General features: G+C 71.4%; 16 protein-coding genes and 1 pseudogene. 7 read left to right on the plus strand and 10 right to left on the minus strand.

Features of this window, described 5'->3' with window-relative positions; genetic code table 11:
• Positions 1-28 precede the first annotated feature (28 nt).
• The 3 genes and pseudogenes from ACFYQ6_RS10740 (at position 29) to ACFYQ6_RS10750 (ending at position 2360) form a co-directional block, all read left to right on the plus strand.
• Complete coding sequence (locus ACFYQ6_RS10740; protein ID WP_361582359.1) at positions 29-1306, plus strand: thymidine phosphorylase; 1278 nt, start codon at positions 29-31, stop codon at positions 1304-1306.
• 98 nt (positions 1307-1404) lie between these two features.
• Positions 1405-1994, plus strand: a pseudogene (locus tag ACFYQ6_RS10745) (Uma2 family endonuclease).
• A gap of 21 nt (positions 1995-2015) precedes the next feature.
• On the plus strand, positions 2016-2360 hold the full coding sequence (locus ACFYQ6_RS10750) for an STAS domain-containing protein (protein ID WP_361582364.1): 345 nt from the start codon (positions 2016-2018) through the stop codon (positions 2358-2360).
• Positions 2361-2367: 7 nt separating this feature from the next.
• Here the strand turns inward: ACFYQ6_RS10750 and ACFYQ6_RS10755 are convergent, their stop codons facing one another.
• The 4 genes from ACFYQ6_RS10755 to ACFYQ6_RS10770 all read right to left on the minus strand — a co-directional run bounded on the left by ACFYQ6_RS10755 (position 2368) and on the right by ACFYQ6_RS10770 (position 5879).
• Positions 2368-2658 (minus strand): hypothetical protein, encoded by a 291-nt coding sequence (locus ACFYQ6_RS10755; protein WP_388762443.1) that lies wholly within the window; start codon positions 2656-2658, stop codon positions 2368-2370.
• Between the two features lie 17 nt (positions 2659-2675).
• The gene (locus ACFYQ6_RS10760) at positions 2676-3692 is read right to left on the minus strand and encodes a sigma-70 family RNA polymerase sigma factor (protein ID WP_361582370.1); all 1017 of its coding nucleotides are present in this window, start codon (positions 3690-3692) and stop codon (positions 2676-2678) included.
• Positions 3693-3762: 70 nt separating this feature from the next.
• The gene (locus ACFYQ6_RS10765) at positions 3763-4479 is read right to left on the minus strand and encodes a L,D-transpeptidase family protein (RefSeq protein ID WP_361582373.1); all 717 of its coding nucleotides are present in this window, start codon (positions 4477-4479) and stop codon (positions 3763-3765) included.
• An 89-nt stretch (positions 4480-4568) separates the two neighbouring features.
• Complete coding sequence (locus ACFYQ6_RS10770) at positions 4569-5879, minus strand: MFS transporter (protein WP_388762448.1); 1311 nt, start codon at positions 5877-5879, stop codon at positions 4569-4571.
• Positions 5880-5941: 62 nt separating this feature from the next.
• Here ACFYQ6_RS10770 and ACFYQ6_RS10775 point away from each other — a divergent pair, with 62 nt between their 5' ends.
• Positions 5942-6895 carry a LysR family transcriptional regulator gene (locus ACFYQ6_RS10775; RefSeq protein WP_361582378.1) on the plus strand — a complete coding sequence of 318 codons (954 nt, stop codon included), beginning with the start codon at positions 5942-5944 and terminating at the stop codon, positions 6893-6895.
• 361 nt (positions 6896-7256) lie between these two features.
• Here ACFYQ6_RS10775 and ACFYQ6_RS10780 read toward each other — a convergent pair whose 3' ends face one another.
• Positions 7257-8009, minus strand: a complete 753-nt coding sequence (locus ACFYQ6_RS10780) for an alpha/beta hydrolase (RefSeq protein ID WP_361582380.1) — start codon at positions 8007-8009, stop codon at positions 7257-7259.
• A 103-nt stretch (positions 8010-8112) separates the two neighbouring features.
• Between ACFYQ6_RS10780 and ACFYQ6_RS10785 the strand changes: the two genes are divergently transcribed.
• The gene (locus ACFYQ6_RS10785; protein ID WP_388762451.1) at positions 8113-9267 is read left to right on the plus strand and encodes an adenosine deaminase; all 1155 of its coding nucleotides are present in this window, start codon (positions 8113-8115) and stop codon (positions 9265-9267) included.
• A 134-nt stretch (positions 9268-9401) separates the two neighbouring features.
• Complete coding sequence (locus ACFYQ6_RS10790; RefSeq protein WP_361582385.1) at positions 9402-9698, plus strand: hypothetical protein; 297 nt, start codon at positions 9402-9404, stop codon at positions 9696-9698.
• A 77-nt stretch (positions 9699-9775) separates the two neighbouring features.
• Here ACFYQ6_RS10790 and ACFYQ6_RS10795 read toward each other — a convergent pair whose 3' ends face one another.
• The 5 genes from ACFYQ6_RS10795 to afsQ1 form a co-directional block, all read right to left on the minus strand.
• Positions 9776-9979, minus strand: coding sequence for a PspC domain-containing protein (locus tag ACFYQ6_RS10795; protein WP_356737600.1), 204 nt, complete (start codon positions 9977-9979; stop codon positions 9776-9778).
• Positions 9980-10070: 91 nt separating this feature from the next.
• On the minus strand, positions 10071-10646 hold the full coding sequence (locus tag ACFYQ6_RS10800; RefSeq protein WP_388762455.1) for a VanZ family protein: 576 nt from the start codon (positions 10644-10646) through the stop codon (positions 10071-10073).
• 104 nt (positions 10647-10750) lie between these two features.
• Positions 10751-11401, minus strand: coding sequence for a hypothetical protein (locus tag ACFYQ6_RS10805; RefSeq protein WP_388762458.1), 651 nt, complete (start codon positions 11399-11401; stop codon positions 10751-10753).
• Complete coding sequence (locus ACFYQ6_RS10810; protein ID WP_361582393.1) at positions 11401-12933, minus strand: HAMP domain-containing sensor histidine kinase; 1533 nt, start codon at positions 12931-12933, stop codon at positions 11401-11403. The genes ACFYQ6_RS10805 and ACFYQ6_RS10810 overlap by 1 nt, the downstream gene beginning before the upstream one ends.
• On the minus strand, positions 12930-13607 hold the full coding sequence (gene afsQ1 / locus ACFYQ6_RS10815) for a two-component system response regulator AfsQ1 (protein ID WP_015578482.1): 678 nt from the start codon (positions 13605-13607) through the stop codon (positions 12930-12932). Before afsQ1 ends, ACFYQ6_RS10810 begins: the two co-directional genes overlap by 4 nt.
• A gap of 182 nt (positions 13608-13789) precedes the next feature.
• Between afsQ1 and ACFYQ6_RS10820 the strand changes: the two genes are divergently transcribed.
• Positions 13790-14536, plus strand: a complete 747-nt coding sequence (locus ACFYQ6_RS10820) for a SigE family RNA polymerase sigma factor (protein WP_361582396.1) — start codon at positions 13790-13792, stop codon at positions 14534-14536.
• Positions 14537-14616: the final 80 nt, after the last annotated feature.

The following is a 14616-nucleotide window of genomic DNA, read 5'->3' on the forward strand; positions in this document are numbered from 1 at the left end:
TCCATCCGGCCGGAAGGACTCCCATCCCATGGACGCCATCTCCGTCATCCGCACCAAGCGGGACCGGGGCGAGCTCAGCCCCGAGCAGATCGACTGGGTCATCGACGCGTACACCCGCGGCGAGGTCGCCGACGAGCAGATGTCCGCGCTGGCCATGGCGATCCTGCTGAACGGCATGAACCGTACCGAGATCGCCCGCTGGACCGCCGCGATGATCGCCTCCGGCGAGCGGATGGACTTCGGCGCGCTCTCCCGCCCCACCACCGACAAGCACTCCACCGGCGGCGTGGGCGACAAGATCACCCTGCCGCTCGCCCCGCTGGTCGCCGCCTGCGGCGCGGCCGTGCCGCAGCTCAGCGGCCGGGGGCTCGGCCACACCGGGGGCACCCTCGACAAGCTGGAGTCCATCCCCGGCTGGCGCGCCCACCTCTCCAACGCCGAGATGCTCGACGTGCTGGACACCACCGGCGCCGTGATCTGCGCGGCGGGCGACGGGCTGGCCCCCGCCGACAAGAAGCTGTACGCGCTGCGCGACGTCACCGGCACCGTCGAGGCCATCCCGCTCATCGCCAGCTCGATCATGTCCAAGAAGATCGCCGAGGGCACCGGCGCGCTCGTCCTGGACGTCAAGGTCGGCTCCGGCGCCTTCATGAAGACCATCGAGGACGCCCGTGAACTGGCCTCCACCATGGTCGCGCTGGGCACGGACAGCGGTGTACGCACCGTGGCGCTGCTCACCGACATGGCGACCCCGCTCGGTCTGACCGCGGGCAACGCCCTGGAGGTGCGGGAGTCCGTCGAGGTCCTCGCCGGGGGCGGCCCGAAGGACGTCGTCGACCTGACCCTCGCCCTCGCCCGCGAGATGCTCGACGCGGCCGGACTCAAGGACGCCGACCCGGAGAAGGCCCTGGCCGACGGCTCCGCGATGGACGTCTGGCGCCGGATGATCTCCGCCCAGGGCGGTGACCCGGACGCCGAACTCCCCGTCGCCCGCGAGCAGCACGTCATCAGCGCCCCGTCCTCGGGTGTGCTGACCCGCCTCGACGCGTACGACGTCGGGGTCGCCGCCTGGCGCCTCGGCGCGGGCCGCGCCCGCAAGGAGGACCCGGTGCAGGCCGGCGCGGGCATCGAGCTTCACGCGAAGCCCGGCGACACCGTGACCGAGGGCCAGCCGCTGCTGACCCTGCACACGGACACCCCCGAGAAGTTCGAGTACGCCCTGAAGGCACTCCCCGGCTCGTACGACATCGCCCCGGCCGGAACCCCCTTCACCGCCACGCCGGTGGTGCGGGAACGTATCGCCTGACCTGCGGTTTTCTCTTTCGGGTGAACGGGACCGGTGGACCACCACCGGTCCCGTTCGGCATGCTGTTATCGGTGACGCCCCGATAAGAGGAGACCGCCATGAGCCCACTCACTGTCGATCCCGGGCCGGGCCACGGCCAGGACTGGGACGACCTCGTCCGGATCTGGGAGGAGACGGACGCACCCGAGGGCTGCAAGGTGGAGATCATCGAGGGGATCGTCACCGTGTCGCCACCGCCGTCCAAGGACCACAACACCACAGCGGCGTTGCTTCAGCGCAGGCTCTACACCGTCATCCCGGAGGACTGGGAGATCTACCAGACGCTCGGTGTCTCCGTGCCCGGACGGGCCGGGCTGTACATCCCCGACCTCGTCGTCCTGCCCCGCGAGCTCGCTCCGGGCCGGGCAATCGCGTACCGGCGGAAGACGTCCGGCTCGTCGTGGAGATCACCTCCCCGGCCAACGCCAACCACGACCGCATCGGCAAGGCGCACGGGTACGCGAAGGCCGGCATCGAGCTGTTCCTGCTGCTCGACCCGTGGCACACCGGGCGCCCGACCGCGACGCTGTACGGGGAGCCGAGCGACGGCACCTACCGGGTCCTGGAGGCGGTCGAGTACGGCGGGACGCTGACGCTGCCGAAGCCGTTCGGACTGGACCTGGACACGGGCGTCTTCCCGGTGAGCTGAGGCACAGGTGCACGGGAGCCGATGAGTTTCGGGTATCCCGCCGGTCTCCCTGGTGTGGATGCCATGACCCCGAACGCCCTCGTCCTCACCGGACGCGTCACCCGCGCCGATGTGCCGGGCCTCTGCGCCGAGCTGGAGGCGCTGCTGAGCGCCGCCCCCGCGGTCGCGGTCGTGGACTGCGACGTGGGCGGTGTCGTACGTCCGGACCTGACCCTGGTCGAGGCGATCGCCCGGCTGGGCCTCGTCGCACGCAGGGCCGGAGGCGTCGAGCTGCGGCTTCGCAACGTCCCGGACGAACTCGGGGCACTGCTCGGCCTGGTGGGGCTGACCGAGGTGGTGCGCAACGTCCGGCCGGTCACGGAGTGATCCGCACTCAGCGGATCACCGCGTAGTCACGGATCACGGTGGAGGTGCACACGGTCTGCCTCGCATACCCCTGTGCGTACTCCTCGGGCACCTTCTCCAGCGAGGCCACGGTGCTCTCCGACGGCGTCGGCGTGGGCGTCGGCGTCCCGCACGATCCCTCCGGCTGCGGACCGGGCTCCGGGTTGCCGACCGGAGCCCGCACGGCCGGCGCCGGGCCCGGACCGGTGGTCGCGGACGGCTCGCCCAGCCACAGCGTCGCCGCCCACCCGGCCACCGCCAGGGCGGCCCACCCCGTCACCAGAGGTCTGCCGATCCTCACGAGGCCACGTCGTCCAGATGGTCCGGGAGCCCGAACAGCGGGAACCAGCGCGGGGTGTCCAGGAAGCAGTGCATGCCGGTGATGGCACCGTCAGAGATGTCGATGACCTGCACCGCCCACGGCACGAATCCCGGCCCGTCCGGATTCGGCTTGTAGTGCGCGAAGGCCGGGGTCCCGTTGGCCTGGGTCGCCACCAGCCGGGAACCCTCGCAGCTCGCACCGAGGCTGAGCATGAAGCCCGTGATGTCGTCGTGGCCCCGCAGCCAGAGGTCGAACGGCGGCATGGTCATCACCGCGTCCTCGTGGAGCAGTGCCGTCAGCGCCGCCATGTCGTACCCCTCGAACGCCGCCACATAGCGGTCCAGCAGCTTGCGCTGCTCCTCGTCCAGGGGGTTCGCGGTGTCCGGGGCGGTGCTGTCCGTGTCCGCCAGGGTCGCCCTGGCCCGCTGCAGGGCGCTGTTGACCGAGGCCACCGAGGTGTCCAGGAGCTCGGCGACCTCGCTCGCCTTCCACGCCAGCACCTCGCGCAGGATGAGCACCACGCGCTGCTTGGGCGGCAGATGCTGGAGCGCGGCCACGAACGCGAGGCGCACCGACTCGCGTGCCACCGCGGCCTCCGCGGGGTCGGCCACCGACGGCAGGATGCGGCCGTCGGGCATCGGCTCCAGCCAGGTGTTCTCCGGGAGGGGATTCAGCGCGGCCTGGGCGAGTGGGGTGGGTCCGGTCAGATCCACGGGCCTGGCCCGCTTGTTGCCCGCGTTCAGCATGTCCAGGCAGACGTTCGTCGCGATCCTGTACAGCCAGGAACGCAGCGAGGAACGGCCCTCGAACTTCTCGAAGTTGCGCCAGGCACGCACCAGCGTCTCCTGGACCGCGTCCTCCGCCTCGAAGGCCGAGCCGAGCATCCGGTAGCAGTAACCGGTCAGCTCGACCCGGTGTCCCTCGAGGCGGGTGTCGACGTCCGCCGCCGCTGTCAGATCACTCATCGCTTCACCCCTGTTGCGCTGTGACACCGCTCACTCAGCACTGTGGAAGCTACCGCAGGGCACTGACAACCGGGGTGGGAAGAGTGGAAACCGCTGCTCAGGTGCCGGGCTTGCGTCCGTAGACGAAGACGTCGTCGCCGTTCTTCAACAGGTTCCAGTATGACTTCGCGTCCGCCGGGCGCATGTTGACGCAGCCCGCCGAGCCCGGGTTGTTGTACATGGACTTGGTGACCGAGTGGAAGGCCTGTCCGCCGTCGAAGAACTGGGCGTACGGCATGGACACGTCGTAGAGCGTCGACCAGTGGTCGATGTTGCGCCAGTAGATCTTCTTGAGGCCGGTCCGCGTCTCGTCACCGTTGCGGCCCGTGCGCACCGGGACCGGTCCGAACTTCAGCTTGGCGCCGTCCTGGATCCAGCTCAGCTGCCGGGTCAGGTCCACACACGCTATGCGGCCCTTGTTCGTGGGACAGTTCTTCGCCTTGTTCGGGGTCTTCCCGGCCGCCTTCTGGGCGGTGATGGTCTTCATCGTGCGCCAGGTGACAGGTCCCGCGTAGCCGGCGGCCGGGGTGATGCCCTTGGCGGACTGGAACGACCGGATCGCCTTGCAGTCCGCGCTCGACTGCCGGCCGTCCGCCGTCCGCCCGAGCCACTTCTCGACCTGCTTCTGGTACGGCCCGGTGGATGCCGTGCAGGACGCCGCCTGTGCGGCCGTCCCGGTGCTCAGCACCAGGGCCGGCGCCGCCACCAGGCCGGCGACGGCCAGGACGGCCCCGCGCCGTACCCGTGCGCCGCTCGTCTTCCCCATGATTCTCATGTACGCCTGCTCCCCTTCGCGTTCGCCCGCGGTGTGTGACTCCGCTTGTTGGACGCGCGCAGGGGAGCCGCGGTTGTGCCGGGAAGGTCTCAGTTGTGCACCGGTGCCGGTGCGCCGGCGCGCAGCCGCTCGGTCCTGGCCGCCCGGGTGCCGAAGAGGGTGATCGACAGGACACCGAGGACCGCCAGGACGCCCAGCGCGACCGTGCCCGCCCAGCCGCCGGTGTGGAAGGCGACGGCGCCGAGCGTGCCGCCCGCGCTGGAGCCCAGGTAGTAGGCGGACTGGTAGAGCGCCGAGGCCTGGGCTCGTCCCGAGGTCGCCGTACGGCTCACCGAGGACGAGGCGACCGCGTGCCCCGCGAAGAACCCGGCCGTGATCAGGACGAGCCCGGCCAGGACGGCGGCCAGCTGGTCGGCCAGGGACAGCAGCAGACCTGCGGCGGTCGTGGACACGGCGAGGTACAGCGCGCCCCGGCGGCCCAGCCGTGCGACCAGCCGGCCCGCGGCCGCGGAGGAGAGCGTGCCGACGAGGTAGACCAGGAAGATCGAGCCGACGATGCCCTGCGGGAGGCTGAAGGGCTCCTCCACGAGCCGGTAGCCGATCACGGTGTAGACGGCGCCGAACACCGTCATGAACAGTGCGCCGATCGCGTAGAGCCTGCGCAGCAGCGGGTTGGAGAGGTGACCGGTGACGGTCTTCGCGAGGGCCTTCGGGTTGAGCGAGGCCGGGGTGAAGAACCTGGCCTTGGGGATCATCAGGTGGAAGACCACCGCGCAGGTCACCGCGAGCAGCCCGATGGCGCCCAGCGCCACGCGCCAGCCCCACAGCTGGGCGATCCAGCCGGCCAGGATGCGACCGCTCATGCCGCCGATGCTGTTGCCCGCCACGAACAGGCCGATCGCCGCCACCAGTGCCTTGGGCCGCACCTCCTCCGCCAGGTACGCCATCGCGGAGGCGGGCAGTCCGGCCAGCGCCGCGCCCTGGATCGCGCGCAGCGCGATCAGCCAGCCGAGTGAGGGGGCGAACGGGACGAGCAGCCCGATCACCACGGCGACCGCCAGCGAGGCCGTCATCATCTGGCGCCGCCCGAAGCGCTCCGAGAGGGCGCTCAGCGGCAGGACGCACAGCGCCAGCGCGCCGGTGGCCGCGGAGACCGTCCAGCTCGCCTGCCCGGCCGTGGCGCCGAAGGACGCGGAGACGGCGGGCAGCAGGGCCTGCGTGGAGTAGAGGAGCGCGAAGGTCGCGATCCCCGCGGCGAAGAGGGCGAAACTCATCCGGCGGTAGCCGGGCCCGCCGGGGGTGAGGCGGTCCTGGGCGGCCAGGGTGGTGACGGCGGCGGTGGATGACGGAACGGCGGCGTCCAGCGTGATGGTGGACGCCCCGGTACTGGCAGGAGGCATGGGTCGAACGTAGACCGCACGGTTTCATGCGTCCAATGCATGAAACAGCGATAATCGTTCCCATGGTGCATCAATACAGCTCACAGCCCCGGCTGTCACCGAGTAGTTACGAAGAAGACATCCGTACCGTGCTTGCGCCCCGTCTCGCGTACTTCGAGGCGGTGGCCCGCCACGAGCACGTCACGCGCGCCGCGCACGAACTCGGTGTCCCGCAGTCGACGCTGTCGCGGGCCATGGTGAGGCTGGAACAGGACCTGGGCGTCGCCCTGTTCGCCCGCAGGGGCCGTACCGTCTCGCTCACCCCCGCGGGCCGCACCTTCCTCGGCTCCGCCGAACGCGCCCTGGCGGAGGTGGAGAAGGCCGCGGACTCCGTGCGGGCCGATGCCGACCCCACGGCCGGCAAGGTCGCCTTCGGCTTCCTGCACACCATGGGCTCCGAGACGGTGCCCGCCCTGATCCGCGCCTTCCGCGCCGACCACCCCAAGGTCCGCTTCCAGCTCGTGCAGAACTACGGCGAGGCGATGATCGAGCGCCTGCGCGCGGGCGAACTCGACCTCTGCCTCACCTCGCCCGTGCCCGACGCCCCCGACCTCGTGGCCCGGCGGCTGGACGAGCAGCGGCTGCGCCTGGTCGTCCCCGACGACCACCGGCTCGCGGGCCGCCGCCGCGTCCGCCTGGCCGAGGCCGCCGACGAAACGTTCGTCACCCTCGAGCCCGGCTACGGACTGCGGCGGATCACGGACGACCTCTGCGCGGAGGCGGGGTTCACCCCGCGCGTGGCGTTCGAGGGCGAGGAGGCGGAGACGCTGCGCGGCCTGGTCGCGGCCGGGCTGGGGGTGGCCCTGCTGCCGCCGCCCGCCGTCGCCAGGCCCGGTGTGGTCGAGCTGACGGTCACGGCCCCGCGCGCGGCCCGTGAGATCGGGGTGGCCTGGCTGGACGGCCACCCCGACACGCCGCCGGTGGCCGCCTTCAAACGCTTCCTGCTCTCGCGCAGGGGGAGCCTGCTGCCGGACTGACCCGCACGGCGCTCCCGGCCCGGCCCGAGCGGGCGCTCCCTCGGGGCCGCGCGGCCCTCCAGGACCGGCCCGAGCGGGCGCTCCCTCGGGGCCTGCGGCCACGGAGCGGGCACTCCCCGCCCGCCCCGAGCGGCCCTCCCCGCCCGGCCCGAGCGGGCGCTCCCTCGGTGCCGGCCACGGAGCGGGCGCTCCCGGCTCGGCGCGCGCGGACGCTCCCTGTTCGGCGAGAGCGGACGCTCCCCGCCTGGCGAGAGCGGGCATTCCCCGCCCAGCGAGAGCGGACGCTCCCTGTTCGGCCCGCGCGGACGCTCCCCGCCCGGCCCGCGCAGGCACTCCCTCAATGCCGCCGCGGGCGGCCCCCTCAGTGCCGCAGCGAACGCCCGAAACCCGCCGCGAGCGGCATCCGCAGCCCCAGCGGCGGGGGAGCGGCGAACGCGTCCGCGACCGGGCGGGCGTAGGAGCGGGCGAACAGCGAGCCCCCTATGAAGTCCGCGGCCAGTGACACGACTTCGGAGCGGTGCTGGCGCAGCGCGTGGCCGTCCGAGTGCACCTCGAAGCGGCACGTGTCCCGGTTGGACTTCTTCGCGCGCTCGGCCAGCCGGTAGGAGAGCTCCGGGTCCGTACGCGCGTCGTTCGTGCCGTGCACGATCAGCACCCGGCGCCCCGCCAGCTGCTTCACGGGCTCCGGCTCCGCGCCCTCCGGGAGCCAGGGTGCCATCGCCAGCACGGAGTTGACGGCCGAGTGCCCCGCGCCGCGCAGGGCGGCCCTGCCTCCCATGCCGTGCCCGACGAGGCAGACCGGGATGTCGCCGTAGCGGCGTACCACCTCGTCGGCCGCCCACAGGGCGTCGTCGGCCGGATCGCCGCCGCTGTTCCAGCCCCTGGTGCGGTAGCGCACCACGTGCACCGCGAGCCCGTCGGCTCCTCCCGCGCGGGCCAGGGTCCGGGCGAACGGCAGCTGCGCCGCGTACGAAAGGGCGGAAGGACGGCGCCGGGAGTCGGTCTCGCCGTCGGGGAGCAGCAGGACCACGCCGCTGACCTCGGATGCTGCTCCGGCCGTGAGGACGGCCCGTCCCAGCCTGGCGGCAGGCAGGGGAAGTACGCGCTGTGCCATGACAGAACAGTGTCAGAAGGGCAGGTGTATTCCATCTGGCTTCGCGGTCACTGTTACGCATCGGCAGTCGGCGTTCTACGCGCGTAGGCGTTAGAGTGCCCAGATGACGAGCCAGAGCCCGGATGTTCCCGGTCCCGACCAGATCCGCCGCGCGCCCAAGGTGCTGCTCCACGACCATCTCGACGGTGGCCTGCGCCCCGGAACCATCGTCGAACTGGCGCTCGCGCAGGGCTACGAGGCCCTGCCCGAGACCGAGCCCGACAAGCTGGGCGTCTGGTTCCGCGAGGCGGCCGACTCCGGCTCCCTGGAGCGCTATCTGGAGACGTTCGCGCACACCTGTGCCGTCATGCAGACCCGCGACGCCCTGTTCCGGGTGGCCGCCGAGTGCGCCGAGGACCTCGCCGAGGACGGTGTCGTCTACGCCGAGGTCCGGTACGCGCCCGAGCAGCACCTCACCGCCGGCCTGTCCCTCGAAGAGGTGGTGGAGGCGGTCAACGACGGTTTCCGCGAGGGCGAGCGCCGGGCGCGCGCCAACGGCCACCGCATCAGGGTCGGCGCCCTGCTCACCGCGATGCGGCACGCCGCCCGTGCCCTGGAGATCGCCGAACTCGCCAACCGCTACCGGGACCTGGGCGTCGTGGGCTTCGACATCGCGGGAGCGGAGGCGGGCTTCCCGCCCACCCGCCACCTCGACGCGTTCGAGTACCTCAAGCGCGAGAACAACCACTTCACCATCCACGCGGGCGAGGCCTTCGGGCTCCCGTCGATCTGGCAGGCCCTGCAGTGGTGCGGCGCCGACCGGCTCGGCCACGGGGTGCGCATCATCGACGACATCGAGATCGCCGACGACGGCAGCGTGACGCTCGGCCGCCTCGCCTCCTACGTGCGCGACAAGCGCATTCCGCTGGAGCTCTGCCCGACCTCCAACCTCCAGACCGGCGCCGCGGCCTCGTACGCCGAGCACCCCATCGGGCTGCTGCGGAAACTGCATTTCCGGGCCACCGTGAACACGGACAACCGGCTGATGAGCGGTACGAGCATGAGCCAGGAATTCGAGCGGCTGACCGAGACATTCGGATACACGCTCGACGACATGCAGTGGTTCACAGTCAATGCGATGAAATCAGCGTTCATTCCTTTCGATGAACGTCTGGCGATGATCAACGACGTCGTGAAGCCCGGATACGCCGAGCTGAAGTCCGAGTGGCTCTTCCGTCAGACGGTTGCGACCAGCGGTTCTTCCTTCGCGGCGGGCTGAGGAATTCTTCACGGAAACGGCCGGGACCACGGAATCCCGGCCGTTTTCCGTGTCCCGGCATGTTTGCGGCGGGGGTGCTTCGCTGACTACGTTGCAGAGCCGCTCACATCCCCTTCCCCAAGGATGAATTTCACATGAAGCAGTCTGCTGTCAGGACCCTCGGTGTCGCCGCTCTCGGTGCCGCTTTCGCCGCCGCCGGTGCGGGCAGCGCCTCCGCCGTGGCCGTGCCCGTGGACGCCGCGGCTGCCGCGCTGCCCGCCGGTGTCGCCCTCGACTCCGTGACGGACGCGCTGCCCGCCGTGCAGAAGGCCGCCGGCAACCTGCTCGACCAGCAGCAGCGCGGCAGCAGCGACCTCTCGGCCCCGGGCACGAACCTGCTCGGCGGCCTCCCCGCCGGCGGGCTGACCGGCGTCCTGCCGATCGGTGGCTGACCACCCGCACACGCCTGTGGGGCGCACACCCGTCGAGGGTGTGCGCCCCATAGCTGTTCTCCCCGTGGCTCCTGCGGTCACCAGGCCGTCGCGGCCGGTGACTTCTCCGACGGCAGCAGGATCCACAGCGCCAGATAGAGCAGGAACTGCGGGCCGGGCAGCAGACACGACACCAGGAAGATGACACGCATCGTCGTTGCCGAGGTGCCGAAGCGCCGTGCCAGCGCCGCGCACACTCCAGCGATCATGCGTCCCTCGACGGGGCGGGCAAGTGCGGCCATGGTGGGCTCCTTCGCGAACCGTTTCGGGGAGCGGTTCCGTCGCGCTCCCGGTCATTCCATGGTCGCTCCGTCCAGCGGACAAAGCATCGCTCTACGGGGCGATACCGACCCCGGTAATCGTCGGGGACGACCCCTGAGGGGCATCGCTCCGGAACGTACGGACCCCGGTCCGGGCGCGGTGGAGATCAGCGGCCCCGGCCCGGTTGCCCCGGCGCAGACGGGCTCTGGACAGCGGGACCACCAGCACATGCGCCAGCGCGACCCCGGTGGTGTTCAGCAGCAGCGAGTCGACGTCGACGACCTGGCCCGGCACACCCGTCTGCGCGAGCTCGATGGCCGTCGAGATCAGCGCGCCCGCCGCGACCGTACGGGTCAGCGACGCCCACGGGGAGACCATCAGCCGGCCGCCCGCCATCGGCAGCAGTATGCCCAGCGGAGCCAGCAGCAGGAGTCCCTCGCCGATACGGCGCGCCGCCTCGGCCGGGCCCAGGGCCAGATCCGCCCTGATCCCGGCGAACGGCCGGAGGTTCGCCGCAGTCATCCAGGGCACGTCCAGCGGGCGCAGGGTCAGCCAGCCGACGAACAGCAGATGCGCGAGGAGGAGGGCTAGCCCCGCCGCGCGGAAGTGGATGACGGCCGGGCCGTCCGAACTGTGACGCACGTCCACCAAGACGCCACGACCGGCAGGATCGGTTCCGTCCGGCTCCGCGAAGGCCGTGTGACGGGCGGCACGGGCACCGGGAACGGTACCGCCGCCGCCTGCCACCGGCGTCAGGACAGCTCGGCCGCGCCCACCGTGGGCACGTCGGCGGGCCGGTTCTTCGTCTCCGTCGTGCACAGATAACCCCGCGGCGCGTAGTCGCCCGGCCCGCCCAGCAGCACCGCGCCGCCGGTACCGAGGGTCTCGGTCTCCGCGTACGAGCACACCACCTGCGCCAGCGCCTCCGCCGGCAGGTCCTCCGGCTGCTCACCGAGGCGCAGCGTGCCCTCGGGGTCCCCCTTCCGGGGGCCCGACACCCGCAGTCCGGCCGGTACGACCGTGGAGAAGCCCGCACGCCGTTCCCCGGCGGAGGGCTCCTGCTGGAGCTCGCCCAGCAGGGCCTGCGCGACCGCCAGGCGGCCGGAACGGGACTCGTCCAGCTCGACGGTGCGGTCCACGGTCACCAGCTGCGAGGCGCAGACCAGATAGATCCGGACGGAGACGCTCTGCGGCGGGGGCGCGGGCGCCTCGCCCGACGCCGTCCTGCACGGCATCCGGGACGGCGCCGCCCCCGCGTCGACCGGCACGGTGGTGCTCCTGATCCCGCAGCCGGCGGCCAGCGCCGCACCCGCCACGACGGCCGCCAGCGCCACGGCCGCCCGGCGCGGGCCCCGGCGTACCGCCCGGCCGCGCGGTGCGCCGTGCGCCCGCTCGCTGCGCATCACTTCGCGCCGCCCTTCTCGTCCCGGTCCTGGTCGTCCTGCCCCGGCGGGCCGGTCAGGCTGTCCGCGTCACGGGGGAGCCGCAGCACGAACACCGCGCCCTCGCCGTCCGGCAGGTTCGAGGCCGTGATGTCACCGCCGTGGATGTGGGCGTTCTCCACCGCGATCGACAGGCCGAGGCCACTGCCCTCGGAACGCGGCCGGGAGGCACTCGCCTTGTAGAACCGGTCGAAGACGTGCGGCAGGACCTCCTCGGGGATGCCCGGGCCGTGGTCGCGCACCTCGATGACCAGCTCGTCCTCGTCGGTCCGTACGGACACCCGCACCGGCGAGCCGCCGTGCTTGAGGGCGTTGCCGATCAGGTTCGCCAGGATCACGTCGAGCCGCCGCGGATCGAGCCGCACCATGATTCCGCGCTCCGCGTCGAGATCGACCGCGTCCAGCCAGGCCCGGGCGTCGATGCAGGCGGTCACCTGGTCGGCGACGTCGACCGTGTCCAGGACGAGCCTGGCCGTACCCGCGTCGAAGCGGGTGACCTCCATGAGGTTCTCCACCAGGTCGTTCAGCCGCCGGGTCTCGCTCACCACCAGGTGCACCGCAGGCGCGATCATCGGGTCGAGGCTGTCCGCCTCGTCCTCCAGGACCTCGGCCACCGCGGTGATCGCGGTCAGCGGGGTGCGCAGCTCGTGCGACATGTCGGCGACGAACCTGCGGCTCGACTCCTCCCGCGCACTCATGTCCGCGACCTTCTTCTCCAGGGAGCTCGCGGCCTTGTTGAACGTGTGGGAGAGCTCGGCCAGTTCATCGGTGCCCGACACCACGAGGCGTGTGTCCAGCTTGCCCTCGCCGAGCTTGCGGGCCGCGTCACCGAGCCTCTGCACCGGCCGCAGCACCGTCGTCGCGGCCGCCTGGGCGAGCAGCGCCGAACCGACGAGCGCCAGCGCGGTGGCGATCCCCAGGGACCACGCCAGCGAGCTGAGGTCCTCGCGCTCCTGGTCGAGCGACTTGAGCATGTACCCGGAGGGACCACCGCCGATGATCTTCGTGCCGGCCACCAGGTAGGGGGTGCCGCCGATCGTCGTCCGCTGCCAGAACAGGTGGTACTCATGGGTGTTGCTCGACGTCAGCGGCTGCTTCTTGTCGACCTGTTCCTGCAGCGACGCGGGTACGTCGAGCTTGGTGAAGTAGTCGATGTCGGAGGACCCGGTCACCGGCTTGCCGTCGGACGTGCCGACCAGCAGCACGTGATAGCCGGGACCGCTGCTCGCCATCTGCTCGGCGGCGTCCCGCAGTTCCACCGCCGTGGGCTGGAGCGGCAGCGAGGCCGCCCGGTTCTGCATCTGGCGGCGGAAGTCGCCCAGCGCAGCGTCCTGCGTACGCGTCAGGACCGCCTCACGGTTCAGCCAGTACGCGATGCCCGAGGCGGAGACTGCGGCCGTGAGCGCCACCAGCGCGAACACGATCAGCAGCCGCAGCCGCAGACTGGTCCAGCGAAGACCCGCGAGTACGGAACGCTTCGCGGACACGGTCACTGAGGCGAGTCCAGCCGGTAGCCGACACCCCGCACGGTACGGATCAGGGTCGGCGAGGACGGAACGTCCTCCACCTTCGCCCGCAGCCGCTGCACACAGGCGTCCACCAGCCGCGAGTCACCGAGGTAGTCGTGCTCCCACACCAGCCGGAGCAACTGCTGCCGGGACAGCGCCTGTCCGGGGCGGCGGCTCAGCTCGAGCAGGAGCCGCAGCTCGGTGGGCGTGAGCTGGAGGTCCTCACCGTTCTTGGTGACCGTCATCGCGGAGCGGTCGATGACGACGCTCCCGAAGGTCGCCGAGTCGGTGGACTCCCTCTCACCCCGGCGCAGCACCGCACGGATACGCGCGTCGAGCACGCGGCCCTGCACGGGCTTCACCACATAGTCGTCCGCGCCGGACTCCAGTCCCACCACGACGTCGATGTCGTCGCTGCGCGCGGTCAGCAGAATGATCGGCAGCTGGTCGGTACGCCGGATACGCCGGCACACCTCGAAACCGTCGATCCCGGGCAGCATCACATCCAGCACGACCAGGTCCGGCCGCTGCTCCCGGAGCAGCTCCAGGCCGTCCTCTCCCGTCGCCGCGGTGGCCACTCGGTGGCCCTGGCGTGACAGCGAGAGTTCGAGGGCCGTGCGGATGGCGTCATCGTCCTCGATCAGCAACAGGAAAGGCACGGGGGTCATTCTGGCCCATGGTGGTGCCACGTTTCGACAAACCCCCCTACCCGATCCTCCGGCGGGACCGGCCGACATGCCCTGTGACAGCCCTGTGACAGTCGGGGGACAGCGCCATGAAACTGCCCCGGCAAGCTCATTGGCACACGGAACGAACGGACTCCACCGATGGGGGGCGCCAGATGAACGCACTGCACAGCACCACCTCAAGCGCAGTAGTCACGCGCCTCCACGACATCGGACGGAGCCCGGAGAAGTCCGGCGCCGGAGTACGGGGGTGCGTTCGTGGCGCCGGGCGTCAGCACGCGTCGTATCTGACGATGGTTGACGCGTCCACGGGGGAAAACGGGGGAAACGCGTACGGGGAGGGCTCGGGGGAGCGGACGGTCCCGGCACAGGCACAGGACGCCGAAGCGGCGTTCACCGCCTATGTCCAGGAGCGCCGTGCCTCCCTGTACGCGACCGCCTACCACCTGACCGGCGACCGGTTCGAGGCCGAGGACCTGCTGCAGAGCGCCCTCTTCTCGACCTACCGGGCGTGGGACAGGATCAGCGACAAGGCGGCGGTCGGCGGATACCTCCGCCGGACCATGACCAACCTGCACATCAGCGCATGGCGCAGGCGCAAGCTGAACGAATACCCGACCGAGGAGCTGCCGGAGACGGTGGGCGACACGGACGCGATGCGCGGCACGGAACTGCGTGCGGTGCTCTGGCAGGCGCTCGCGCGGCTGCCGGAACTCCAGCGCACGATGCTGGTCCTCCGCTACTACGAGGGCCGCACCGACCCGGAGATCGCGTCCATCCTCGACATCAGTGTCGGCACGGTGAAGTCGAGCATCTGGCGGTCGCTGCGGCGGCTGCGTGAGGACGAGGTCCTCAGCTTCGGCCGTGACGAGCAGGAGTCCTTCGGCGAGCTGGTGGCCTGAGGTCTGCGGGGGACACGGGGACACGGGGACAACGGGGGAGCACGGGGGACACGGGGGAAGGGCCGCGGCTTCGGGGGAGG

Source organism: Streptomyces sp. NPDC005494 (genome assembly GCF_042872025.1).
In the GTDB taxonomy this organism is placed as follows: domain Bacteria; phylum Actinomycetota; class Actinomycetes; order Streptomycetales; family Streptomycetaceae; genus Streptomyces.